This window comes from Flavobacterium pisciphilum (genome assembly GCF_020905345.1).
Classification (GTDB): domain Bacteria; phylum Bacteroidota; class Bacteroidia; order Flavobacteriales; family Flavobacteriaceae; genus Flavobacterium; species Flavobacterium pisciphilum.
In genome coordinates this window covers 34,893-61,350 of record NZ_JAJJMO010000001.1, presented here as the reverse complement: position 1 = coordinate 61,350, position 26,458 = coordinate 34,893, and the positions used below count along the sequence as shown (strand labels likewise).

General features: G+C 32.8%; 23 protein-coding genes. 13 read left to right on the top strand and 10 right to left on the bottom strand.

What is annotated here, in order from left to right; translation table 11 throughout:
• Nucleotide 1: 1 nt before the first annotated feature.
• Nucleotides 2–700: a carbohydrate-binding family 9-like protein gene (locus LNQ49_RS00270; protein ID WP_229986795.1), complete on the bottom strand. Its 699-nt coding sequence runs from the start codon at nucleotides 698–700 to the stop codon at nucleotides 2–4.
• Between the two features lie 172 nt (nucleotides 701–872).
• On the opposite strand from LNQ49_RS00270, the gene LNQ49_RS00265 reads away from it, so the two are divergent.
• Nucleotides 873–2,528, top strand: coding sequence for a M1 family metallopeptidase (locus LNQ49_RS00265; protein WP_229991302.1), 1,656 nt, complete (start codon nucleotides 873–875; stop codon nucleotides 2,526–2,528).
• A gap of 282 nt (nucleotides 2,529–2,810) precedes the next feature.
• Nucleotides 2,811–3,017, top strand: coding sequence for a hypothetical protein (locus LNQ49_RS00260; RefSeq protein WP_229986794.1), 207 nt, complete (start codon nucleotides 2,811–2,813; stop codon nucleotides 3,015–3,017).
• A 123-nt stretch (nucleotides 3,018–3,140) separates the two neighbouring features.
• Here LNQ49_RS00260 and LNQ49_RS00255 read toward each other — a convergent pair whose 3' ends face one another.
• Nucleotides 3,141–4,685, bottom strand: a complete 1,545-nt coding sequence (locus LNQ49_RS00255) for a hypothetical protein (RefSeq protein WP_229986793.1) — start codon at nucleotides 4,683–4,685, stop codon at nucleotides 3,141–3,143.
• Nucleotides 4,686–4,840: 155 nt separating this feature from the next.
• On the opposite strand from LNQ49_RS00255, the gene LNQ49_RS00250 reads away from it, so the two are divergent.
• From LNQ49_RS00250 to LNQ49_RS00215, 8 genes are all read left to right on the top strand, one after another.
• Nucleotides 4,841–6,016, top strand: coding sequence for a 2-isopropylmalate synthase (locus LNQ49_RS00250; protein WP_229986792.1), 1,176 nt, complete (start codon nucleotides 4,841–4,843; stop codon nucleotides 6,014–6,016).
• 42 nt (nucleotides 6,017–6,058) lie between these two features.
• Nucleotides 6,059–7,177 (top strand): 3-isopropylmalate dehydrogenase, encoded by a 1,119-nt coding sequence (gene leuB / locus LNQ49_RS00245; RefSeq protein WP_229986791.1) that lies wholly within the window; start codon nucleotides 6,059–6,061, stop codon nucleotides 7,175–7,177.
• Nucleotides 7,178–7,456: 279 nt separating this feature from the next.
• Complete coding sequence (gene ilvD / locus LNQ49_RS00240; protein ID WP_229986790.1) at nucleotides 7,457–9,130, top strand: dihydroxy-acid dehydratase; 1,674 nt, start codon at nucleotides 7,457–7,459, stop codon at nucleotides 9,128–9,130.
• A gap of 62 nt (nucleotides 9,131–9,192) precedes the next feature.
• Complete coding sequence (gene ilvB / locus LNQ49_RS00235; protein ID WP_229986789.1) at nucleotides 9,193–10,887, top strand: biosynthetic-type acetolactate synthase large subunit; 1,695 nt, start codon at nucleotides 9,193–9,195, stop codon at nucleotides 10,885–10,887.
• Nucleotides 10,888–10,963: 76 nt separating this feature from the next.
• A complete protein-coding gene (gene ilvN, locus LNQ49_RS00230; RefSeq protein ID WP_229986788.1) occupies nucleotides 10,964–11,491 on the top strand; it encodes an acetolactate synthase small subunit in 528 nt (175 codons plus the stop codon).
• Between the two features lie 17 nt (nucleotides 11,492–11,508).
• On the top strand, nucleotides 11,509–12,978 hold the full coding sequence (gene ilvC / locus LNQ49_RS00225) for a ketol-acid reductoisomerase (RefSeq protein ID WP_229986787.1): 1,470 nt from the start codon (nucleotides 11,509–11,511) through the stop codon (nucleotides 12,976–12,978).
• A gap of 562 nt (nucleotides 12,979–13,540) precedes the next feature.
• Nucleotides 13,541–15,448, top strand: a complete 1,908-nt coding sequence (gene acs, locus LNQ49_RS00220; RefSeq protein WP_229986786.1) for an acetate--CoA ligase — start codon at nucleotides 13,541–13,543, stop codon at nucleotides 15,446–15,448.
• A 130-nt stretch (nucleotides 15,449–15,578) separates the two neighbouring features.
• Complete coding sequence (locus LNQ49_RS00215) at nucleotides 15,579–16,487, top strand: GNAT family N-acetyltransferase (protein ID WP_229986785.1); 909 nt, start codon at nucleotides 15,579–15,581, stop codon at nucleotides 16,485–16,487.
• A 216-nt stretch (nucleotides 16,488–16,703) separates the two neighbouring features.
• Here LNQ49_RS00215 and ybiA read toward each other — a convergent pair whose 3' ends face one another.
• From ybiA to LNQ49_RS00190, 6 genes are all read right to left on the bottom strand, one after another.
• A complete protein-coding gene (gene ybiA / locus LNQ49_RS00210) occupies nucleotides 16,704–17,510 on the bottom strand; it encodes a riboflavin biosynthesis intermediates N-glycosidase (RefSeq protein ID WP_229986784.1) in 807 nt (268 codons plus the stop codon).
• 71 nt (nucleotides 17,511–17,581) lie between these two features.
• Nucleotides 17,582–17,932: a P-loop NTPase family protein gene (locus tag LNQ49_RS00205; RefSeq protein ID WP_229986783.1), complete on the bottom strand. Its 351-nt coding sequence runs from the start codon at nucleotides 17,930–17,932 to the stop codon at nucleotides 17,582–17,584.
• Between the two features lie 2 nt (nucleotides 17,933–17,934).
• Nucleotides 17,935–18,132 (bottom strand): hypothetical protein, encoded by a 198-nt coding sequence (locus LNQ49_RS00200; RefSeq protein ID WP_229986782.1) that lies wholly within the window; start codon nucleotides 18,130–18,132, stop codon nucleotides 17,935–17,937.
• 25 nt (nucleotides 18,133–18,157) lie between these two features.
• On the bottom strand, nucleotides 18,158–18,472 hold the full coding sequence (locus LNQ49_RS00195; protein WP_229986781.1) for a hypothetical protein: 315 nt from the start codon (nucleotides 18,470–18,472) through the stop codon (nucleotides 18,158–18,160).
• A 1-nt stretch (nucleotide 18,473) separates the two neighbouring features.
• Nucleotides 18,474–18,602, bottom strand: a complete 129-nt coding sequence (locus LNQ49_RS23190; RefSeq protein ID WP_255680715.1) for a hypothetical protein — start codon at nucleotides 18,600–18,602, stop codon at nucleotides 18,474–18,476.
• Nucleotides 18,603–18,844: 242 nt separating this feature from the next.
• Nucleotides 18,845–18,994, bottom strand: coding sequence for an RHS repeat-associated core domain-containing protein (locus LNQ49_RS00190; protein ID WP_229991301.1), 150 nt, complete (start codon nucleotides 18,992–18,994; stop codon nucleotides 18,845–18,847).
• A 236-nt stretch (nucleotides 18,995–19,230) separates the two neighbouring features.
• Here LNQ49_RS00190 and LNQ49_RS00185 point away from each other — a divergent pair, with 236 nt between their 5' ends.
• Nucleotides 19,231–19,440, top strand: a complete 210-nt coding sequence (locus LNQ49_RS00185; RefSeq protein WP_229986780.1) for a transposase — start codon at nucleotides 19,231–19,233, stop codon at nucleotides 19,438–19,440.
• Nucleotides 19,441–19,528: 88 nt separating this feature from the next.
• Here LNQ49_RS00185 and LNQ49_RS00180 read toward each other — a convergent pair whose 3' ends face one another.
• Nucleotides 19,529–19,996 (bottom strand): hypothetical protein, encoded by a 468-nt coding sequence (locus LNQ49_RS00180; RefSeq protein WP_229986779.1) that lies wholly within the window; start codon nucleotides 19,994–19,996, stop codon nucleotides 19,529–19,531.
• Between the two features lie 13 nt (nucleotides 19,997–20,009).
• Nucleotides 20,010–24,215 (bottom strand): DUF6531 domain-containing protein, encoded by a 4,206-nt coding sequence (locus tag LNQ49_RS00175; protein ID WP_229986778.1) that lies wholly within the window; start codon nucleotides 24,213–24,215, stop codon nucleotides 20,010–20,012.
• A 307-nt stretch (nucleotides 24,216–24,522) separates the two neighbouring features.
• Between LNQ49_RS00175 and LNQ49_RS00170 the strand changes: the two genes are divergently transcribed.
• Nucleotides 24,523–25,110, top strand: a complete 588-nt coding sequence (locus tag LNQ49_RS00170; RefSeq protein ID WP_229986777.1) for a hypothetical protein — start codon at nucleotides 24,523–24,525, stop codon at nucleotides 25,108–25,110.
• A 215-nt stretch (nucleotides 25,111–25,325) separates the two neighbouring features.
• Nucleotides 25,326–26,456: an NAD(P)/FAD-dependent oxidoreductase gene (locus LNQ49_RS00165; RefSeq protein ID WP_229986776.1), complete on the top strand. Its 1,131-nt coding sequence runs from the start codon at nucleotides 25,326–25,328 to the stop codon at nucleotides 26,454–26,456.
• Nucleotides 26,457–26,458 lie beyond the last annotated feature (2 nt).

Sequence of the window (26,458 nt, the reverse complement as noted above, 5' to 3'; positions counted from 1 at the left end):
TTTACTCCATAAACTCAAAAGTCTTGAATTGTTCTGGTTTGTGAAATCCATATTCCGAACCACTATAAGGAGCAATTGCTTGATATTCGGTTTTAGTACCGTAATCAATTCGAAAAAGATTTCCTTTCCATTTTGTACCAACAACAGGAATTGTAAAACCTGCGTCTTTAATAGAAGTAAGGCTAGAAAACGGAATCATAATTTCGACATCATAACCGTCAGAAGTAATTTTACTGGCGGTTTTCATTCCTAGAATATCCAATGAAATATCAGTGTCCCAACCACCACATGAAGGCGATATACAGTGAATAATCATATCATAATTACTCGAATAAGCATTCACACCAATCTCGATATAGTTTTGAGAATCTGCATCGGGATCAAGAAACAATTCAACTAAGTCATCTGTTTTAAATAGCTGTGTATCATTCTTTTTTGTCGAACCAACAATTTTTGAATCTTTGCTCTTATAAGCTAGATAAAGATTTTTATCATCCCATGAAAGAGAAACATACGTTTCCTGCGTTGCTTTTAGTCCAGAATTATGAATAACAAATGGTCCTATAAAAGGAGTCTTCCAATCTGATAAATCTCCATCAATCGCTATAGAATTTGTTATTCTATGAATAGGAAAAGTTTGCGAATAAGATGAAAAGAAAAAAAGAAAAACTACACAGCAAAATAAACGAGAGTATTTCATAATTAGACTTATAGCTTTAGATATTGCTAAAATAAACAAGAAATTTTAGATGACAATAATTAAATTCAATAATTTGAAAATTGAAATTGACATGAATTTAATTCGATTAGTTACATTTGTTGAAATAAAAAAAATTACAAAGAAAATTATCGATAATCCAAAACTACTATTCATGAAAAAATATTTTAGCGCTATTTTTTTCGCTGCATTTATTTTTAATAATGCAGGTGCACAAGGGCTTCTTAATAAGTCTGAAACTGCCTTCACAAGACAAGACACCTTACGCGGGAGCATTACCAAAGAAAGAGCTTGGTGGGATTTAAAATATTACCATCTAGATGTAAAGGTAAACCCAAAAGATAGCACTATTACGGGATCAAACACAATTAGATATACCGTTTTGCAGGATTATAACAAAATGCAAATCGATTTGCAAAAACCAATGGATATCTACAAAGTAATCCAAGATGGTAAGGAATTGAAGTTTGAAAGAGAGGGAAATGCCTTTTTTATTCAATTAATAGCAAACCAAAAAGTAGGTGAAGTAAAAGAAATAAAAGTATTTTTTGGAGGAAAACCTAAAGTTGCTGTACGTCCACCTTGGGATGGAGGTATAACTTGGAAAAAAGATAGCAAAGGAAATGATTTCATCGCTTCATCATGTCAAGGGTTAGGAGCTAGCGTTTGGTGGCCTAATAAAGACCATATGTATGACGAAGTTGAAAATATGCTTATTAGTGTAAACGTTCCGGGGCATTTAACAGATGTTTCAAATGGTCGTTTACAAAGCGTTCAAAAATTAAAAGACGGTACAAAAACTTTTAACTGGTATGTTGCAAACCCAATTAATAATTATGGAGTAAACATAAATGTTGGTGATTACGTTAATTTCTCAGAAAAATATAAAGGAGAAAAAGGTGATCTAGATTGTAATTATTATGTGTTAAGAGAAAACTTAGCCAAAGCCAAAATACAATTTAAAGATGCTCCAAGAATGCTTAAAGCATTTGAGCATTGGTTTGGTCCTTATCCATTTTACGAAGACAGCTATAAACTAGTCGAAGCACCTTATTTAGGAATGGAGCACCAAAGTAGCGTAACTTATGGAAACGATTATAAAAACGGATATAAAGGGCGTGATTTAAGTGGAACAGGCTGGGGATTAAAATTTGACTTTATTATTATTCATGAATCAGGACACGAATGGTTTGCAAACAATATTACTTATAAAGATATTGCTGATATGTGGATTCATGAGAGTTTTACGAACTATTCCGAAAGCCTTTTTGTAGAATACTATTACGGTAAAGATGCAGGCGCAGAATATGTGAGAGGATGCCGAAAAACCATTCGCAACGACAAACCAATCATTGGTAATTATGATGTAAATAATGAAGGTTCTGGAGATATGTATCAAAAAGGAGCCAATATGCTACACACCATACGCCAACTTGTAAATAATGATGAAAAATGGAGAGGCATTTTAAGAGGCTTAAACAGTACCTTTTACCATCAAACCGTTACAACACAGCAAATAGAAGGATATATGAGCAAAGAAGCTGGAATGAATTTATCTCCTGTTTTTGATCAATATTTAAGATCAACAATGATACCTACATTAGAGCATTACTTTAAAGACAATCAATTAGGATACCGTTGGTCTAATGCTGTAGCTGGATTTAATATGCCAATAAAAGTTACTTTAAATGGTGTTGAAACTTGGTTAAAACCAACTACAGAATGGGCTAATCTTAAAGTAGATTCTGGAAAAACAGATTTAAAAGTTGACATTAATTTTTATGTTGCCGAAATGGACATCACAAAATAAGTAACGACACAATCTTTATAACGAAAGGCTTCCAATACAACGGAAGCCTTTTTTATTGGTCATAACTCAAAGCTAATGTTTGGTTATTGATTCTATAGCCAACCCCAGCAAATACATTCAAATATTTAAAAATGAATGACTTATATTTTTTATTTCTATTAATTTAAACAGAATTATGATTTATTTTTTTAATTTAGACAGTAGTAAACTCTTAATTACTAACCGATTGAAAAAGCGTAATCCGAAAAGCTAAAGAGTAGGAAAAAATCAAATTATACAATTATGAAAAATTTAAAAAACCTAAAAAACATTGAAATTGTGTCTAAAAATGCTCAAAAATCTATATTCGGAGGTCTTCTTCCTTATGTAAATCCAACAATCGGTTTGTGTGATAGATTATGTGGAGAAGCAGGAGGGGTACTATCAAATACGCCAGGTAGAGGTGATGTTTGTTTACAAGGAACATCTACTTGCTGCTATTGCAGATAAAATAATAAAAAAGCTCAATTTTAGACTGCCCCAAAAAAGTTATATACTATTTTTGGGTGCAGTAAAAAACAATACCACTCTCTTAGAACCTCAGTCCCTTAGCAACTTAGAACCTAAAAAGAATTATCTATTAATAAGTTTTGCTTTCTCCTTCATGATATCAGCAATTTTCCGATTCTCAATTTTACTTTCAAGCCACGAAATAATGTCTAAATATAAAAAAGCTCTTTTTTCGTAAGTGTTTTTTTCAAGCTCAATAAAACGCTCGCGCATCTTTATAAATTCCTTCTTTATATCATTAGGATAAAAATTATTCAAGTTTTTTAAGAACTTAATAATCTCTTTTTGCACTTCGTGTAAGTCATTCATTTTTAATAAAAACTTATACGTGTTTTTCAATTGATTCTCTAAGTAATAATCTTTCCCTAATTCGTAATGAACAATAAGACATAATATTCGAGAGAAGCACATTAAATCCTCGCGCATCGAAAGATTTTTGTTATTTATAATTTTCTCTAAATAAAATATAGATTCATTATACTTCTCGTTACCAAAATAAATACAAGCAATTTTATAGAAAAACAACATCTCGTGATGCTCATCAAGATGCTCGCTATGTAACTTAATTTTATCCAGAATTTCAGGAATCAAGTATTCACTCTCGGCAAAAGAAGCATCAAGGATATGGTAATTCAGTTTATTATTGTACAAATACAAGAATGATAGTGAAGCTACATTGTCATTAACTGGAAAACGTGGGTCATTGATCGTTTCTTCAAATAAAGTCAAATATTTCTTGAAATTCGATTTGTATTTCAACATATAAAGTGACTCCAAGAAATAATTATTCCCTTTTAAAAAGAATACAGGATTCAGGTAAATCATATTAGGATTATCATAAAACAATGTAACCCATTTATAAGAATATTTATAGCTTGCTAAAAAGTCCTGAACCAAGAAACTGCGCCATAAGTTGGCATTATAAAACCAGTATTTTTCACGGAAACCAAACTTACTTTCGTCTAATTTGGAGATATGTTTATTAAAATAATCATCAATATATTTATATTCTTCATCACTCTTTACATAACCTGTTTTCAGCATTATACCATATAATTGTAGGGATAAATTAGACAGTTTACTAGAAATGGTATTGCGATAATTTAATTCCTTGGCTTGAATCACCAATTCGTCTGCACGGCCTTGAATACTTCGTGTGATATACTGAGACTCAATCAATTTCTCAAACTCAACAATTTCATACGCCATATACTTTTCATCATTCTCCAATGCTTGCAACTTGGTTTTATCCAAGATCTTCAAGCTCTGTTTATACAACCCTTTATTATATAAGATTGCTGCAAAATCAATTTGCTCACGCAATTGATAACGAATGTTTTGACTAGGGATATTCAAGCGAATGCTAACCAAGATTTGCTTGTATAAATACGATTTAAGATTAGATAATTGTACTTTTTTAATGATACCACTTTTCAAAATAAGCTTCTCATCATAGACTTCAGATTTGTCTAAAATATTAAAAAGTTCGATAAATTTTGTATTTGAGCTTGTCTCTAATCGACTAGCAAAAATCTTAAATTGTCTTTTTTCGGATTTGGAGAGGGATTTTATTAATACAAATAAAAAATCTTTTTGATGGTTAGCCATTGTAAAATATAATAATGTAATTTATTGATATTTAGATAGTTGATAGCTTTTAAATTGTGTTATGAACAGTATATTTTCATTATAATGAATTTGGTACTTAAGTAATACAATATATGTTTGTTATCAGGATGTGAAATTACATTAAATATATTAAAATGAATAGAGAGAAAGTTCAAATTTTTGACACCACCTTAAGAGATGGCGAACAAGTCCCAGGATGTAAGTTAGATACAAAACAAAAGTTAGTGATAGCAAAACGCCTGGATGAAATGGGAGTTGATATCATTGAGGCTGGTTTTCCTGTGTCTAGCCCAGGAGATTTTTTATCAGTCTCTGAGATTTGCAAAATTGTAGAGAATGCCACCGTCTGTGGTCTTACAAGAGCTGTAAAAAATGACATTGATGTTGCCGCAGCAGCACTAAAACATGCCAAAAAACCTAGAATCCATACTGGAATCGGAACCTCAGATTCACACATCCTCCATAAATTAAACACAACAAAAGAAGATATCATCGCAAGAGCAAAATTTGCAGTATCACATGCTAAATCATATGTAGAGGACGTAGAGTTTTATGCAGAAGACGCTGGAAGAACGGATAATGCTTTCCTTGCAAAAGTTTGCGAAGAAGTAATAAAATCAGGAGCAACAGTACTTAATATCCCTGATACAACAGGATATTGCTTGCCAGATGAATACGGAGCAAAAATTAAATATTTAAAAGAAAACGTAAAAGGAATAGAAAATGTAATTCTTTCTTGCCACTGTCATAACGATTTAGGAATGGCAACAGCAAACTCAATTGCAGGAGCTATAAATGGAGCAAGACAAATAGAATGTACTATTAATGGTATTGGAGAGAGAGCTGGAAATACTGCCCTTGAGGAAGTGGTAATGATATTTAAACAACATCCTTATCTAAACTTAGATACTAATATCAATACGCGTCAGTTAAACGAAATGAGCCGTTTAGTTTCTGAAAGTATGGGAATGATAGTACAACCAAACAAAGCGATAGTAGGAGCAAATGCATTTGCACACAGCTCAGGAATTCACCAAGATGGTGTAATTAAAAACAGAGCCACTTACGAAATCATGGATCCGCTAGATGTAGGAGTAAATGAATCATCAATTATACTAACAGCAAGAAGTGGTAGAGCAGCATTAGCATACCGAGCTAAAAAAGTAGGTTATGAACTTACTAAAGTACAATTAGACATTATATATCTAGAATTTTTAAGATTCGCAGATATCAAAAAAGAAGTAATCGATGATGATATTCATCAAATTATTGAAGCTTGTAAAATAGAAAGTGAATTAGTTAGAAACTAACTATAAAAAAATAAGATTTAAATACATAAAGAACGAGGCATTATGAATTTGAAAATAGCAGTTTTATCGGGGGACGGAATCGGACCAGAGGTAATATTACAGGCCAAAAAAGCATTATATGCTATAGGCGAGGTGTACAATCATGAATTTGTTTTTGAAGATGCCCTTATGGGAGCAATTGCAATCGACAAAACAGGAAATCCATTACCAGAGCAAACTTTAAACCTTTGCCTGAATACTGATGCTGTTTTATTTGGTGCAATCGGAGATCCAAAATATGATAACAATCCAAATGCAAAAGTTCGTCCGGAGCAAGGATTATTAAAACTGCGTAAAGAACTTGGTTTGTTTGCAAATATCCGTCCGATAAAACCATACAAAGCATTGTTAGACGCATCTCCTTTAAAAAGAGAGATTATTGAAGGTGCCGACTTTACTATTTTCAGAGAATTAACTGGTGGAGCTTATTTTGGTGAGAAAAAACTAAACGAAGCAGGAACACATGCATCTGATTTATGTGAATATTCAGAAGAAGAAATTACACGAATTGCACATTTAGCTTTTAAAGCAGCACAAAATCGTCGCAAAAAAGTAACTATGGTTGATAAAGCCAATGTACTTGAGACTTCTAGATTATGGAGAAAAGTTGTAAAAACGGTAAGTGAGGATTACCCAGATGTAGCTTTAGATTTTCTATTTGTAGATAATGCTGCAATGCAAATCATCCTTAATCCAAAACAGTTTGATGTTATTTTGACAGAAAACCTATTTGGAGATATTCTATCTGATGAGGCAAGTGTAATTACAGGTTCAATTGGATTATTGGCTTCAGCATCATTAGGAGGAAAGAATGCGCTTTTTGAGCCTATTCACGGATCTTACCCACAAGCAAAAGGAAAAAACATTGCAAATCCTATTGCATCAATATTATCGGCCGCGATGTTATTAGAGCATTTTGGTCTTTTTAAAGAAGCAAATAAGGTATACGAAGCAGTAGAAAAAGCAATAGAATATCAAGTAGTAACAACTGATTTAAAACCAGATTCAAAATTCGGAACAAATGAAGTTGGCGAATTTGTCTCAAATTTTATTTTAAGCAAAGATGACTTGCTTTATTTCAATAATGATAACGTACATATCGGACAATCTACGATTGTTTAAGGTATTATGTTAAATTCATGATATTAATCACAAGAAGAGATTGAAATGTTGAGATTTTATTTTTTTAGTAGTATTAGTTTTTATATATTTGGCACATCTAAAAAAAGAACATGAGAATTTCAATTATTATTATTTCTGTCATTAATGTCAATGTGGTAATCACATATACATAAGGGAGTGCTATAAATATAATTGAAAAATAATATTATAAACCTTCCAAATACTGGAAGGTTTTTTTTTTGAATAAAATTAAAATTACGAAAATACAAAAAACACATAATGGAATTAAATAAGTACAGCAAAGTCATTACTCAGGACCAAACACAACCAGCAGCACAAGCAATGTTATATGGGATTGGTCTAACTGAAGAAGATTTAAAAAAAGCACAAGTTGGAATTGTAAGCATGGGGTATGAAGGAAACACTTGTAACATGCACCTGAACGATTTAGCAAAAGATGTTAAAAAGGGAGTAGGAAATGCTGATCTAGTCGGATTAATTTTTAATACTGTAGGCGTAAGTGATGGTATCTCAAATGGTACAGACGGAATGCGTTTTTCATTAGTTTCTCGTGATGTTATTGCTGATTCTATTGAAACTGTTATGGGAGCACAATGGTACGATAGTTTAATTGCTATTCCAGGTTGTGACAAAAATATGCCAGGAGCCTTAATCGCAATGGGAAGAGTAAATCGTCCAGCACTTATGGTTTATGGAGGATCAATTCACTCAGGAAAATGGAAAGGAGAATCTCTAAATATTGTTTCAGCATTTGAAGCATTAGGAAAAAAATTCCAAAACACGATTACTGACGAAGATTTTAAAGGTGTGATTCAAAATGCTTGTCCAGGAGCTGGAGCTTGTGGCGGAATGTACACTGCTAACACCATGTCATCAGCAATTGAAGCTTTAGGTATGAGTTTGCCATTTAGCTCTTCATATCCTGCTTTAAGCAACGAAAAAAGACAGGAGTGTCTTGAAGCGGGAAAAGCAATCAGAGTATTATTAGAAAAAGATATCAAGCCAAGAGATATTATGACTCATAAGGCTTTTGAAAATGCTATTACACTTGTAGCCGTTTTAGGAGGTTCTACAAATGCAGTAATGCACTTAATAGCAATGGCACATTCAGTTGATGTTGAAATTACTTTAGAAGATTTTCAGCGAATTAGTGATAAAACACCAGTACTTGCCGATTTAAAACCAAGTGGTAAATACATGATGGAAGATTTACATGATGTAGGAGGTGTGCCAGCAGTAATGAAATATTTATTAAAAGAAGGATTTATACATGGAGATTGTTTAACAGTAACAGGAAAAACAGTAGCCGAAAATCTAGCTTCAGTACCAGATTTAAACGACGGACAAGAAGTGATTTTTGAAATCCAAAAAGCATTAAAACCAACTGGAAATATCCAGATATTATACGGAAATCTAGCTTCAGAAGGAGCAGTTGCCAAAATAAGCGGAAAAGAAGGAGAGTATTTTGAAGGAACTGCTGTCGTTTTTGAAAGTGAATTTGATGTTATTCCGGGTATTCAAGCCGGAAAAGTAAAACCGGGTGATGTGGTCGTCATTAGGTATTGCGGGCCAAAAGGTGGTCCAGGGATGCCTGAAATGCTAAAACCAACGTCGGCTATTATTGGAGCAGGATTAGGAAGTAGCGTTGCACTTATCACAGATGGTAGATTCTCTGGAGGTTCGCATGGATTCGTGGTAGGACACATGACACCAGAAGCATACGATGGTGGGGGTATAGCCTTAGTAGAAGATGGAGATTTAATTACCATTGATGCTATTAAAAATACAATCAACCTGAAAATTTCTGACGCAGAATTTGACGAAAGAAAAGCCAACTGGATTCAGCCAGCCTTAAAAGCGTCAAAAGGAGTTTTGCTTAAATATGCAAGATCAGTTTCAAGCGCATCAACAGGTTGCGTTACCGATAAATAATCGACATAAAATGAATTTGATAGTAAAATGAAGCTTCAAATTCTAAAAAATAAAAATACCAAATGGGAACAACTAAAATATCAGGCGCCGAAGCCGTTATTAGATGCTTATTAGAAGAAGGAGTAGACTTGGTTTATGGATATCCGGGAGGAGCAATCATGCCTGTTTACGATGAATTATACAAATTTAAAGATCAATTACACCACGTTCTTGTACGTCATGAGCAAGGAGCTACACATGCTGCACAAGGATATGCAAGAGCAACGGGTAAAGTAGGAATCGCAATTGCTACATCTGGTCCGGGAGCTACAAATTTAGTTACAGGAATTGCCGATGCACAAATCGACTCTACACCGATGGTTTGTATTACAGGTCAAGTAGGGAAGCACCTGTTAGGTTCAGATGCTTTTCAGGAAACTGATATCATTGGAATTTCAACTCCGGTTACAAAATGGAATTACCAAGTTACCGAAGCTTCAGAGATTCCAGAAATTATTGCAAAAGCATTTTATATCGCAAAATCAGGCCGTCCGGGTCCAGTTTTGATCGATATAACCAAAAATGCTCAATTTGATGAATTCGAATTCAGCTATAAAAAATGTACAGGAATCAGAAGTTATACTCCAGTACCTAAATTAAAATTAGACAAAGTTGCTGCTGCTGCCGAACTAATTAATAAAGCAAAAAAACCATTTATCGTTTTTGGACAAGGAATCATTCTTGGTCAGGCCGAACAACAATTAAAAGCTTTCATTGAAAAATCTGGAATTCCAGCAGGTTGGACAATTCTAGGCTTATCAGCCTTGCCAACAGACCACCCATTAAACGTAGGAATGTTAGGAATGCATGGTAATTATGGGCCAAACTTACTTACCAATGAGTGTGATGTGCTAATTGCACTGGGAATGCGTTTTGATGATCGTGTTACAGGAAATTTAGCAACCTATGCAAAACAAGCAAAAGTGATTCATTTTGATATTGATCCAGCTGAGATTGATAAAAATGTAAAAACAGAAGTTGCAGTTTTAGGAGATGTGAGAGAAGCATTAGATGCATTACTTCCACTAATCGAAGACAATAAACATGAGGCTTGGCATAATGAATTCAAAGAAAAACATAAAATAGAATTTGATTCAGTTATAAAAGAAGAATTAAGCCCATCAAAACCAGGCATCTCAATGGGCGAAGCTATGGAAATGATTAACAAACACTCAAAAGGTGATGCAATAATTGTTTCAGACGTAGGGCAACACCAAATGTTTGCTTGTCGTTATGCCAAATTTAATTCAACCAAAAGTAATGTTACCTCAGGAGGCTTAGGAACAATGGGGTTTGCTTTGCCAGCTGCAATTGGAGCAAAAATGGGAAAACCAGATCGCGAAGTTGTAGCCATTATTGGTGATGGAGGATTCCAAATGACTATTCAAGAATTAGGAACCATCTTTCAAACTAAAGTCCCAGTAAAAATTGTGGTGCTAAATAATGAATTTTTGGGAATGGTACGTCAATGGCAAGAATTGTTTTTTGATAACAGATATGCTTCTACAGAAATGATTAATCCAAATTTTGTTGCTATCGCTGAAGGATATTATATCAAGGCAAAAAAAGTAACAAAACGAGAAGATTTAGATGCAGCTGTTGCAGAAATGCTTGCTTCAAAAGACGCTTATTTCTTAGAAGTTATGGTTGAAAAAGAAAATAATGTATTCCCAATGATTCCAACAGGAGCTTCCGTTTCTGATATCAGATTAAGCTAAAGAAAAAGTTTAAAGTTTGAGGGTTCAAGTTGAGCAACTTGAAACTTGAAACAAGAAAAACTTTAAAAAAATAAATATGGAAAATAGAACATTTACCATTTCGGTATACTCAGAAAACAATGTGGGTTTATTAAATAGAATATCAGGAATATTCTTAAAGCGTCACATCAACATACTAAGTCTAAACGTTTCAGAATCAGAAATAGACAAAGTTTCAAGATTTATAATAGTTGTAGAAACAACAGAAAAATGGGTTAAGAATATTGTAGGTCAAATCGAAAAACAAATCGAGGTAATAAAGGCTTTTTATCACACTGACGAGGAGACTATTTATTTAGAAAATGCTTTATTCAAGATACACTCAAATTTGTTGTTTGATGAAAAACAGATTCAGAATATCATCAAAGAAAGCCAATCTACAATTGTAACCGTTTCGCGTGATTTTTTTGTGATTTCAAAATCAGGAAGACGCTCAGAAATAGAAGAAGTACATAATAAATTAAAACCATACGGGATTATGCAATTTGTACGCTCAGGAAGAATTTCTGTTTCAAAAGAAAAAATGGAAGTATCCACATTACTAGAAGAATTAAAACATAAATAAAAAATTAATACTAAAAAATGGCAAATTATTTTAACACATTACCGCTAAGATTACAATTAGAACAATTAGGCGTTTGCGAATTTATGGAGCAATCAGAATTCGCTGATGGAATTGCTGCTTTAAAAGGAAAAAAAGTAGTTATAGTTGGTTGTGGCGCTCAAGGATTAAACCAAGGTTTAAACATGAGAGACTCAGGTCTTGATATTTCTTATGCTTTACGTGCAGATGCAATTGCAGAAAAAAGAGTTTCTTATAAAAATGCTACCGAAAATGGTTTTAAAGTAGGTACTTATGATGAATTAATTCCAACGGCAGATTTAGTATGTAATCTTACACCAGACAAACAACATACAGCTGTAGTTACAGCAATTATGCCTTTAATGAAAAGTGATTCAACACTAGCATATTCTCACGGGTTCAATATTGTGGAAGAGGGAATGCAAATTCGTAAAGACATTACTGTAATTATGTGTGCTCCTAAATGTCCTGGCTCAGAAGTTCGTGAAGAATACAAAAGAGGATTTGGTGTACCTACATTAATTGCTGTTCACCCAGAAAACGACCCTAATAATTTAGGTTTGGATCAAGCCAAAGCATACGCTGTTGCAACTGGAGGCCATAAAGCAGGAGTTTTAAAATCTTCATTTGTTGCCGAAGTAAAATCGGATTTGATGGGAGAGCAAACTATTCTTTGCGGAATGTTACAAACAGGATCTATCTTATGTTTTGACAAAATGGTAGAAAAAGGAATCGAACCTGGATATGCATCAAAACTAATCCAATATGGTTGGGAAACGATCACCGAAGCTCTAAAACATGGTGGAATTACCAATATGATGGATCGTCTTTCGAATCCTGCAAAAATCGAAGCTTACGAAATTGCGGAAGAACTAAAAGACATTATGCGTCCGTTGTTCCAAAAACACCAAGATGATATCATGTCAGGAGAATTCTCTAAAAACATGATGATTGACTGGGCTAATGATGATGTTAATTTGTTATCATGGAGAGCAGCAACAGGAGAAACAAACTTCGAGAAAACAGCTCCAACAACTGCTGCTATTACTGAACAAGAATATTTTGATAATGGAGTATTAATGATTGCCATGGTTAAAGCTGGTGTAGAATTGGCTTTTGAAACTATGACAGAAGCTGGTATCATTGAAGAATCAGCATATTATGAATCATTACACGAATTACCTTTGATTGCAAACACAGTTGCAAGAAAGAAATTATACGAAATGAATAGAATTATATCGGATACTGCCGAATATGGTTGTTATTTATTTGATCACGCTTGCAAACCGTTATTGACTAATTTCATAAAAACAGTTGATACAAATGTAATCGGAAAACCATTCTCAGCTTCAAATGAGGTTGATAATGCAGTACTAATTGCAGTAAACAAAAGCATTCGTCAACACCCTATCGAAGAAGTAGGAGCATGGTTGAGAGAATCAATGACTGCAATGAAAAAAATTGGATAATTAAATTTGGGATTTCAACCTATGTTGAAGTTTGCGCTGTATCTCTGTTTTTATATAATATTTTGAATTAGTAAGCACTTATTAAGATAGTATGGATATGGATGCATATTACTTTCACTTAACTAAAAATGAGCAAGTAGTTAAGTGGAGTAATACCTAATAAAAGAAATGGTCAAACTTATCTTTTATTCTCTAATTAAATTAATAATGTTGCTGCTATTTTCAAAAATAGTGAGCCTATTCTAAGATACAGAAGATAAAATTATTGCCCTACTTATACAATCGAAAGAATAAAAATGATTGATTCATATTTATCTAAATCAATGTTTTGTGGCACTAAAATTAATTGTTGTTAATCTTGTTAAGACTAAAGGTGTGATATTATTTATCATGCCTTTTTTTATACTAAGTAAATTTACCCAGTAATTACAAAATTTTAAATAAATGCAAATTAATTGCTGTATTTTAAACGTATATTGCAATTTTTTGTCATAATTAATAAATTAAATAGTTTTAAGAATAGAAAGAGATTTAATACTTTTATAAAAAAAATTGAGAAACAATGAGTTATTACAAAATTGAAAATTTAGAACAATATTTTAAACACTACAATAAATCTGTTCGTGAGCCAAGAAAATTTTGGGGAAAAATAGCAGAAGAAAATTTCACATGGTACCAACAATGGGAAAAAGTTGTCGATTTTAATATGGCAGATGCAGAGGTTAAATGGTTTTCTGAAGCAAAAGTAAACATTACCAAAAACTGTATCGACAGACATTTAAGTAAAAGAGGAGAAAAAACAGCAATAATATTCGAACCAAACGACCCTTCAGAAAGCTCAGTACATATTACTTATAATGAGTTATATGAGAGAGTTTCAAAGATGGCGAATGTTTTACGCGAACAAGGAATAAAAAAAGGAGACAGGGTTTGTATTTACTTACCAATGATTCCTGAATTGGCAGTTTCAGTTTTAGCATGCGCAAGAATAGGGGCAATCCATTCAGTTGTATTCGCAGGATTTTCAGCATCAGCAGTAACGGCAAGAATAAACGATAGCCAATGTAAAATGGTTATCACTTCTGATGGAGGATATAGAGGTAATAAAACTATTGATTTAAAAGGAATTGTTGATGAAGCATTAGAAACTTGTCCATGTGTTACCAATGTTTTGGTTGCCAAAAGAACCAAAACTGAAGTAAAAATGAAAGAAGGACGTGACCAATGGTTACAACCACTTCTTGACGCCGCATTAGATTATAATGTTGCCGAAATCATGGATGCAGAAGATCCGTTATTTATCTTATACACATCAGGTTCAACAGGAAAACCTAAAGGAATGGTTCATACCACTGCAGGTTATATGGTTTACACAGCATATACATTTAAAAACGTATTTAGTCATGAGGAAAATGATATTTTCTGGTGTACTGCCGATATTGGTTGGATAACAGGTCACTCGTACATATTATATGGTCCATTATTAAATGGAGGAACTACTGTAATTTTTGAAGGAGTTCCATCTTACCCAGATTTTAGCCGTTTTTGGGAAATTATCGAAAAACACAAAGTAACTCAGTTTTATACTGCACCAACAGCTATACGCTCTTTGGCAAAAGAAAGCTTAGATTACGTTCAAAAATATCCTTTAAAATCACTTAAGGTAATTGGATCAGTAGGGGAGCCTATCAATGAAGAAGCTTGGCACTGGTACAATGACCACGTAGGAGATAAAAGATGTCCAGTAGTAGATACTTGGTGGCAAACAGAAACTGGAGGAATCATGATTTCACCAATTGCTTTTGTAACACCTACAAAACCTACTTATGCAACTTTGCCACTTCCTGGAATTCAGCCAGTTTTAATGGATGATAAGAGAAATGAAATTGAAGGAAACCAAGTTGTTGGAAGTTTATGTATCAAATTTCCATGGCCAGGAATCGCTAGAACAATTTGGGGAGATCACCAACGTTATAAAGACACTTATTTCTCTGCATTCCCAGGTAAATATTTTACAGGAGACGGAGCATTAAGAGATGAAGTAGGATACTACAGAATCACAGGTAGAGTAGATGATGTTGTAATTGTTTCAGGTCACAACCTAGGAACAGCTCCAATTGAGGATGCTATTAACGAACACCCAGCTGTTGCAGAATCTGCAATTGTTGGATTCCCACATGATATTAAAGGAAATGCATTATATGGCTTTGTAATCTTAAAAGAAACAGGAGAATACAGAGATAGAGCAAACTTAAGTAAAGAAATCAACCAATACATTTCAGACCACATCGGTCCGATTGCTAAACTAGATAAAATTCAGTTTGTATCAGGTTTACCAAAAACACGTTCTGGAAAAATCATGCGTAGAATTCTACGTAAGATAGCCGAAGGAGATTATTCAAACTTTGGTGATATTTCGACATTATTGAATCCTGAAATTGTAGAAGAGATCATGAAAGAAAAAGTATAATACCTTTTTCTAAAATAAATAAAAAAGCTGTCTCTATTCGAGGCAGCTTTTTTACTTTTAGAACATGCTTTTCTTAGTACGGATTGGAAAGTAAGATACCAAACAGACACATTCATTAACAGTAAAATAAATGAAGACAGAAAACATAAAAATAAAAGATAAAAATTACACTTTATATAAACAATACCAACAGCATGAAAAGCTTCGACTAGAATTTAATCGAATGACACAAGATTTCTGGGATTTTGATTTTGAAAACTACTACCAATCGGGCTTTTGGGATGAAAACTGCATCATATATTCATTATTTGATGGAGATAAAATTGTATCCCATATAACTGTAAGTTTGTTCATAAAAGAAGAAAAAACAGTGATGCAATTGGGTACTGTAATGACCGATAAAGACTATCAGAAACAAGGCTTAAATCGATTTTTGATGGAACGTATAACAGCTGATTTCAAAGACAAAATTGAAGGTGCTTTTTTATTCGCCAACGATACAGTATTGGAGTATTATCCAAAATTTGGTCTTGTTCCAGTGTCTGAGTTTGAACATTTTCAAACCAAAAAGAATACAGCGCTTATTCAAAAACATACAAAACGAAAACTAGATTTAGAAAATAAAAAAGATTTTAATTTGTTTGAAACACTAGTAGAAAATTCCGTTGCAAATAGTCAATTCCAGACTAAGAGTAAAGGCTTAAGTTTTTTTTACTGCTATTCATACCCCGAAATGGGCTTTAAAGATGCTATCTATTACATTGAAGAATTAAATTGCGCTGTTGTAGTACAAGTAGAAGAACAAGCTCTACATATTGTTGAGATTTTCTCTCAGAACGAAATCAAACTGGATGCTGTTATTAGCACTTTTGCAGATTTTATATTTGACGAAGTTGTTTTGGGTTTCACACCAAAACAAACAATAGGATTTCAATACAGAGATTATAAAGAAGAAGATTTACAACTTTTTGTTTCTTCTGAATTACAGTCGGGATTTGAAAAAAATCAATTAAGAATTAATTCATTGTCACATACTTAAATTACAACTTAAGCCTCCATAAATATCATAATCTGTTTCCCAAACTACATTGCATTTCTCATTATTAACTTATACTAGTCTAAATACATAATTATTTTATGATGCTAAACTTTTTCAAAGAACTACTAGCTACTAAACAAAACCCGCTAATTTAGCGGGTTTTGTTTTATTTTTTTTTAATTACAAGCCAGAAATTTGCGTAGTTAGTGCAATTATTTATAATTTTTCTCTAACCTCCATTAAAATGTTCCCTAGCAAATTTAAACCTCTACATTTAGAACTATCGAATCTTTCCAGATCATTTATAGAAAATCCAATACCCCATATTAGATCAACTGGGCTTGCTTCTGCTAAAATCATTTTGTTAGTATTTTTTAGAAAAAAAAACAATTCTTTATTTTGAATGAATTTTTCTAGATTCCCAATTCGTACAATTTCTTCTCTTTTCTCAATCCATATATTTTCTTTAAAACCATTTACTTGCCTACCTAATTTTCGTTGACGACTCTGATTAGGTTCTTTAATGATTTCATTCATTTTCTCATGATCATTAAATAATTTGGCTTTTGAATACATCATCCATTGTTCAGTCGAATTGAAGTTCAAATTATCTATGATAAAAGTAGAATTATACCATTGAGATAAAGGATTATTATACCCATAAAAAAAATAATATTTTAAAAAAAGACGTTTTTCATAAATTGATTTCAATTTTTTCAGTGTATCTATTTTGCCTAAAATTAGTTTTTTATAATCTGTATTATTGAGTTCAATTAAATTATTTTGTGTGAAAATTGGATTTGATAAAATTCCAATAATTCGATCTATTGTGTTTGTAAAAAAATAATCCAAATCTTTCGGAATTTCACTTTCTTTTTTGCACAATTCAAAAAATGACATTAAAATATTAAATAGCTTATTGTAACTTTCTTCATTCCATTCTGCATTAATTCTTAAATAGAATTCTAATTCAATATCGCTATCATTGTATTCTAAATATTCATTTAAATAGTCTATTTGCATGGAGTATATTTTTTAACAATTGCATTTTACTAAATGGGTCTTGACTACATTTGAAATTTTCAAAACAGAACTCATTTTTCTGATTCTATAATTTCATATTTAATTTCAAGCAAATTTGGGATTGTTTTTAAAACTTCTCTTATATGATTAGCCTTAATTTCTTTTTCAATATTTTTACCTTTTGTGAATGATGCTTTTACTAATGTCGGGCAATTTCTGTAATTGTCTTCTTGCCACCAATCATCATATTCTAAGTAATTTTCCATTACAGAAATTGTTTCTGCTATTTCTCCAAATCTATACCCAAATCTCCCCCCTGAAATCGGAACTAAATTAATATTCAATTTATCAGAAATTATTTGAGCTAATTCGTTTTTATCTTCTCCAAGATAACCAAAAGTAACATAGTATGATTTAACCATTATTAATTACATTTTATCATTAAGCTTTTAGTAGCACTAGAACTTCTTGCAGATTCTACACTATCAAATATTCTAAGGTTAACATCTCTACCCATTCTAGCAGACATTTTTTCTTGTAGCACATCTAATCCCAAGGCTTTTGCCCTAGATGAATTATCCACATCTAAAGGTAAAGATCTTCCAGATCCTGGTTTTGACAAACCTAATTATTTCCATTCCTATTCATCACAACCATCTATTAGTTCCCAAGTTATCATAGAATAATTTTAATTGGTTATTATTAATGATTTTATTTTCGAATAGATAACCAACAATGTCATCTGCAATTTCCTGGTCCTCAGAACATCCGGTTGATTTAGCCAATACAAACAATGCTTTTTCAATTATTGTATTATTATCTCTTGAGCTTATTATAATTTCTTTCAACTTGTTCTTAAGCATTTTATTATAATTATAATCTTCGCTATCATTATCAAATACTATCTCATAGTATTGAGAAATCTGTTCTTCAACTCTTTCTATTTTTTGAAAATCATTCATCTTATTTACAAATTTTATATGCTCCTGCTGGTATTGCTCCTTGTATTAATACTTCTGCATCTTTAGTAGCATAGCGTAATGCTGGCATATCTAATTTTTTACCTGTTTGTGGATCTATTCCGCTTGACATATCAAAAACACTAGAAGAACTAAGTTTATCAGTCTCAATTTCAATTATTGTACTCGGATTTGTTTCCCCTCTTTTAGGGTTTCGCTTAGAATAAAATTCAGCAGTTCCTTTTTTCTTTGTTGTTGATATATATTGAATTTGTAGACTACCATCATCTATATGTTGTTGTATAGTATGGGTAGCAGTAATATCTTTCGGATTAATTACTTCTCCTACTTTAACACTGGCTTCTTGTGCACCGTTTAAAGCTCTATAAAATGGGCTATTTGAGAGAAATCATAGGCATAAAGATTAAATCCTCCCAAAATTGATAAAGGGTCTATACTTAAATAAAGCCCAGCCTCAGGGTTATAGTATCTAAATCTATTATAATAAAGTCTAGTCTCTACTATACTTTCAATAAATTACCTACTGCCTTTCAAAGAATCTCCTACTCTACAATTTCAAAAGTAACTGATTTTTCTTTCAAATAAAAAGAAAAAGTATTTCATTTTTTTAAAAGCTCGATTCTTCTGTAAAGATTTTTTTTGCTTTCCAATTGATTTTTACCCCCCCTGCGTACACTATATTATAAGCTTTTTAAAACCACAAAACCCGCTAATTTAGCGAGTTTTGTGGTTTTATATCGATGTGTGCACAAGCTAGAAGCTTGCGCCAGCAGGGAGACGCTATCGCACTCGATAATCAAGTACGTTTTATAGATGCATTTGTGACCTTTGTAGACCTTGCCAAACTTGGTTTTGCCGTACAAACCATCAAAGGTGAAGGCCGTCCGAGTTATGACAGTAAAATGTTTCTAAAAATTTATTTATACGGTTATCTTGTAATGCTAGTTTAACAACCTTATCAATGAATATTACATTTCATCAGTATCAAAAGAGATCATTCTTTGACCTGATTCTCTCCATTTTTCTAATGCTTCTGGATTATCTCCATATGCAATGAGAAATATTGATGTTTTTCGGATCTTTTAAATCTATTTTATAAACTAAATCATATGATGAAAAAGCATGAATTTCATTATTAACTAATTCTATTTTATAAAATGGATTTGAATCTGTGAAAAAAAGAGCCCATAAGAAATTATTAGAACAATCTGTACAGGCTATAAATCCTTCGTTTCCCATCCCGCCTTCACCACCAAATACGATATATTCGTTATTAATTTCTATTCTATTTGAGAGAACGTCAAAAGTTGTCCAAATGTCAGTATTAAATTTCTCTAAACTCTCTATAGTAGTTTCGCAAAGAGGAAATGAATAATATAAAGGATTATTTAGATTATTTACTTTATAACAATTTAATATTATAATTTCACCATTGCATTTTTGCAAAGAATTTATTCCGATCAACTCTTCGTTTGACCAATGCTCTAGCATTATTTTATTTTTCATTTATAAGTATTTTTTAATGGCATGCAATTACAGTTGGTTTAACATTGGTTCCTGTGGCAGGTAAGTTAATTTTAGGTAAATCTGGTCTATTTTTAGGTCTTGAATTTAATTTTCCTTTTAAATTTTTACCATATGTCCCGCCTCCAGGCATTGAATCCCCAGGTTGTACTTTGATCATTGGAACTTCTGTTAATCCTGCATTTTGAGCTGCTAACAGTCTTCTATTATCTAAAGAAACCAATTTCCCATCGACTTCAACAACTCTTAATGCACTAGGTGTTTGATGATCATCAGGGAATTTGCTCCAATCCCAAGTACCATCTTTCATTGCTTTTTCATAGGCCTCAGTTTGACCATTTACATATCCTTGAGAATAATTTAATAAACTTGGATCAATCATTTCGGATAATCCAAATACATCCACCCAACTATTGCAATCATGGACATAAGCATAAAAGTTAGGATTATTTCCAGCGAGCCCTATTGGGTCTTGACTTAAGTAGAGTCCAGTATCAGGATTATAGTATCTAAATCGATTATAATACAATCCAGTTTCTATATCTTCATACTGCCCGAGTTGTCTAAAAGGAATAAATTCCCTATCTCCTTTAAAATCTTTTAGACCACCATAAATATCATAATCCGTTTCCCAAACTAATTCTCCAACTTCACTGTAAACTTCTATTGGTCTACCAATATAATCGCTAATTATTGAAAATTTTTCTTCTCCAATTATCTTAGCACTCGGTACAAAAGAACCATCTTCATATACCCAAGTTGTCAGATTTTCAATTGGTTCAGGTTTATCGTATACTAAGTCATCCTCAACAACAATTAACTTTGGTCGATCTTTTAAATCGTATTTCCATTCATGGATAAGAACGTTACCATCCCAAAAGTATCTAAAAATTTCTTTGTTTGCAATTTTTGCTGTACGTCTTCCTAGCGCATCATATTCAAAACATACAACTTTGCCATCTGGGTTTGTTACACTTTCAAGCATTCCGTTGGCGAGCCAAGTATACCCAGTATCACCATGTTGCCACTGTTCATGTTCTTGCTGTAATCTAGTCTCTTCTGTTTTGTTGCCAGCTAGTTTGTCCATCCAATTAGTTGGTGCTGCAAATTGTAACAGATCATTTATATTTCTAGTACTTTTGTGTATTAGATTCCCTAGTTCATCGTATTTGTAATGGTATTTTTCATCTTGCAAAAGTTTTCCTCCTTTGCCATACTTACGATCACTGCGGTCTTGGGTTTTGTATAAATTACCTACTGCATCAGGTGTTTTGTACAATTCTCCTTTGCCATCATAATCTGCCTTAGCTAAGTTACCAAAGTCATCATAATCAAAAAAGGTCATACCGCCAGTGAGTTGGTTTACTACGCTACGCAGTTGTTGGCTCGTATCCCAGTTGTAGTAACGAGAACCTGTACGTTTTCCATTAGCAAATACTTCTTGCTCTTTTTGCTTGCCACTGCTATTGTAGCTCGTTTTTATGTTTAGTCCTCCTGTAGCGTATCGCTCAATTTCGCGTCCTAATTCATCTCGCTTTAAGGTTGTTTCCCAAGCTTGATGTTGTTCTTTGAGTTCATTGCTTTGCGCTTCAATACGCTCTAATTGTCCTTTGCTATTGTAATGGGTGTTGATATCTGCCCCTAAACTAGTACTTATGTTGGTACGTTGTCCTAAAGCATTGTAGGTTGCGGTAAGACTGATACCATTCTCGTTAGTATCAAGCTGTTGTTTTTGAGTTTCTTTGGTTATACGTCCGTTTACATTACGCTCTAAATAGATACTCACATTTTGATTTGTAGCTTCTACTAATTGCCCATTTTTGTTATAGGTATAGGTTTCCCATGTACCATCGTGGTAGTCAGCTCGAGTTATGCGACCTAAAGCATCTTGTTCATACTCGGTATATTTTCCGCCTCCATGGTCTATTTTGGTCACTTCACCTACAAGGTTGCGGTTGTATTTTTTTACTAAGCCATCAAATGCTGTTTCGCGCATGATGTACCCTGCTTTATTTCGGTCAAAATAATAGCTTTCGTTATCTTCATTTTTTATACTACTAAGCTGTTCCATCTTGTCGTAGTCAAAACGCACTTTTATACCGTTTTGCTCTCTTGTGGCTAGACTTCCTAGTGGGGTATAACTAAACTTGATATTGTTTTTTTTGTCTTTTAAAGCTATTACTTCGTCATAATTATTATAACTAAATTGTATAACGTTACTGTCTTTCTCTACAATTTGTTGTACCCTATCTAAGGCATCATAGCTAAAATAATCTGCCATTTGCATCGGAGTGTAAATGGCTTGTACACGCCCTCGATGGTTGTACTCCCAAGATTTTAGCTTTTGGTCGTTTTCACGCCATTCAATAAGATTGTGCTGCTGGTCGTAAACCAGTTGCAATTTATTATTGTTTTTGGCAACGCTTGCCAATAGTCCTTTTTTGTTGTAGGTAAAATGGGTACTTGTTTTATCAGGTGCAATGATGGTTTTTAGCTGATGTTCTTTTTCTTTGTGATACAAATAGATTGTTTTCTGTCCTTCGGGATCAATGGCTATCGACGGACGGTTTTCATCATCGTATAACATCATTTCTTCTGTACCATCGGGATAGGTTGTACCTATTTTATTTCCCATATCATCGTAATTGTATCCCGTAATTCGTCCTTCTTGGTCGATTTCTCGGTACAGTTCCATGAACTCAGTATAGTCATAAAAAATACTGTTACCCATAGGGTCTTGCTCTTGGGTTACGAGTTGGTTTGGCTCGTAATAATAGGTTCTTACAGCTCCATTAGCATCGGTTACTATGTTATAGCCTTCTGCTGTATAGTATTCTATCCAACCTTCTTGCCAGCCACCGTCGCCCCAAGTGTGAATACACTTGTCTTGTTTATCATATTCCCAATAAAAGGCTTGTCCATTTCGATCGGTTTTCTTTACCATTAAATGATTTTCGTACTCAATGCGCGTTGGTTTACCTAGTGCATCGATAATTGCAATCATATTGAAATGCTCGTCATACTCGTAGGCTACTAGTAATTCGTCTTTCTCAAGTGTTACAAGTTCTAATTTTTGAATAAATCTGTCTTTAGTACTTACTTTTATTTCTCTACCTGATGCATCAATAATTTTACTTAGGTGATAACCTGTAAATTCAAAATCAATAGCTAATCCATCATGATTGGCTATTTGGGTGAGTTGGTATTTTTTACCATTAAATAGGGTGAAATTATAAAATAGCTTGCTTTTATGATCGTAGGCTTGATACCCTTCTTGAGTTCTTTTTAGGGTTGTTTTTTCTTCGCGCAGATAGTATTCTTCATCGGGTAGTAAAGTCGGAAATACCACTAATCTCCCATCGTCCATACGCAGACCTAATGCATCATCTTCTGGATATAGTTCTACTGCTCGGTCATATATACTGTGTACACCATGTCCGAGCCAGCCTATATATTTTGAATCAGAGTACCAAGCTCTTTCCCAGTTTAATGGTATTGGGCTTGCAATATCAAAATCGCTACCTTCGTAAATAACAGCTCCATTTATAAGATTTACAGGATCATGCGCACATTTTCTGAGTGAATCTTTAAGTCCTTTTGGGCTTTTTGATCCTTTTAAGTTAATTTTTTTAGCAAGTCCTCTAACTTTTTTCATAAGCGTACTAAATCCGATACTTGCTGCTAATCCTGTTAGCATTCCTCCCCAATCTGGCGGATAAGGGCCTCCTACCATTACTGGTTTTCCTGTAGAAATAGGTAATGAAAATGAAGTTGGTGCAAATAGTGTTGGAGCAAAGGGCAACATTTTCTTACCTACTTTAGTTTTTCCTAGACTCATGGAGAGCGGAATCCCAATATCATTACAAGTCATCAGCATATGTCCTTTGGGACTCATTCGGGTACTGTCGGAAAAAACGGTTTGTGAGGCAAAAAAGTTCATACTCTCATGTCCGATAATCGGTGTCATAAGCCAAGGTGGGGTAAAAAGCGGAATATGAACTAGAGGGATTATAATACCGCTGGTATCTGAGTTCCCACGTTTGAATCCATTTACATGCACACTGGTTCCTAAATAGGGTACATAGTCGAATGGATCTATTACAATACCTATATAAGGGTGAAATGGATTAAATGGAGGTAAAGTGGTAAAGTGGATATCGATCCCTACCACAATGGTTAAATGGTTATCGGTTAATAACATAGTTAATAGGTGCTGCTCAATTAGTATTCCTCTTGTCTTTTGTTAATATGATGTGAAAAATTTATTTGTCACAAATGTATTACAAATATTATTTACAAAATAAATTTTTTTGTACTATTTTTACTAATATAACAATAAAGCTAAATTTTATTAAAATTCAGTTATACAATTACTATATGCTATTTTTACACCCTTTTATATTTTACACCCTTTTATCATAGAGATTAATATCAAGCATGCAAAAAGGTATTAAAATAAGATAAATACTATTTTTTATTTTTGTATGATTAATTTGAATTATAAAAAAATGAAAAAATTATTATCTCTATTGATTATTTTTATTTGCTCATGTGAATCTGACTATAAAACAGAAACAATACAAGTAGATAATGAACATAAAATTAATCTACCAGTTTTTTTATCTAAAACAGATACAATAAGCCAAGTTGCCATATTAGAATATCAGAATACTAAAAAGAAACTCTATACTATTGTCATTACAGATACCAAAGCAGAATTTGATGATGCAATTCACAAACACACCGTTCTTGATAAAATATATATAAATGATGCAACCGATCCAAATAATCAATATCCATCAAATCTAGATGGTTATTCTAACTATGTATTAGACTTTATAACAAAAAGAGGGATTTCTATTGATGTTATCTCAGATCTTGAAAAAACGACAATAAATGGGTTAAACGCAAGAATTATTTCTATAACAGGAAAAGCTGATATTGATTCTACATTTTATTATTGGAAGTTTGCTTTTATTGAAGATAAAGACAAATTTTATCAGGTCATAACATGGACACTTAAAAATCAAGAAAACAAATACAGTCGACAAATGGATTCTATAATTCAATCTTTTGAGAGAATAAATAAAAGCTAAAAATAAAAATTCTGCATTTAGAGCCTACGTTATCTGCAAGCCTCAAAAAAAATAATTAGTAACTATTCAGTCCCAAGTACCTATTTTATTTCAAAATGATTTTTCTATCAAGAAATTACTTAAATTAGCTATAGCATTAAATCGTCGGGGTTTTAAAATCTTATAAAAACCAGATTGACGGCATCATATCTGTTAAAAACGAATAGTATCTACATATGAAAAAAAATGCTGATGTAGTAATTATTGGTGGGGGACTAGCAGGGCTTACTTGTGGTATTCATTTATCCAAAATGAAACTACGAGTGATTTTGATTGAAAAAAACGAATTCCCAAAACATAAAGTTTGTGGTGAATATGTCTCTAATGAAATCAAACCTTATCTGGATTGGCTTGACTTAAAAATTCAGGACTTGAACCCAGTAGCAATTACACGATTAGAATTCTCAGCATCAAATGGAAAACTAATTCATTGCAAATTGCCTCTTGGAGGATTCGGACTCAGTCGTTACACATTAGATTATCAGCTGTATAAAAAAGCAATCGAAAATGGATGTGAGATAATTCATGATACTGTTGAAGACATTAGTTTTGAGAATGAGTTATTTACTATTACAACCTTAAAATCAGAAACGTATGTAACCAATATAGCCATAGGTGCCTTTGGCAAACGCTCTAATTTTGATCAAAAACTACAACGCAAATTCATTCAAAAAAAAGCTCCTTGGCTTGCAGTAAAAGGGCACTACAGCGGAGAATTTGCAAATGATCTCGTTGGGTTATATAATTTTGAAGGAGGATATTGTGGTGTTTCAAAAGTCGAAAACGACATAATAAACATTTGCTATCTAGTTCATTTTGATACTTTTAAAAAATACAGAAACATTGATGATTTTCAAGCTAATATTATTTATAAAAACCCGTATCTAAGACAATTTTTCACCAATAGCAAACCACTATTCGAAAAACCACTTACAATAAGTCAGATTTCATTTGAAGAAAAAACAGCAATAGAAAATCATATTCTAATGGTTGGAGATAGCGCAGGTTTAATACAGCCTTTATGTGGCAATGGTATGGCAATGGCAATTCACAGTGCAAAAATTGCCTCTGAATTAATTATAGATTTTTATACCAAAAAGAGCATTTCAAGAAAAGAGCTTGAAAAGGAGTACACCAAATCATGGAACTACAATTTTAAGAGAAGATTAAAAACAGGTCGATTTCTTGCTTCGCTATTACAAAACAAGAAAGGAGCTACAGTGGTAATGTGGTTCTTAATTCAATTTCCATTTTTATTACCTCAAATTATAAAAAGAACACATGGTAAATCTATAATTCTAAATTAATA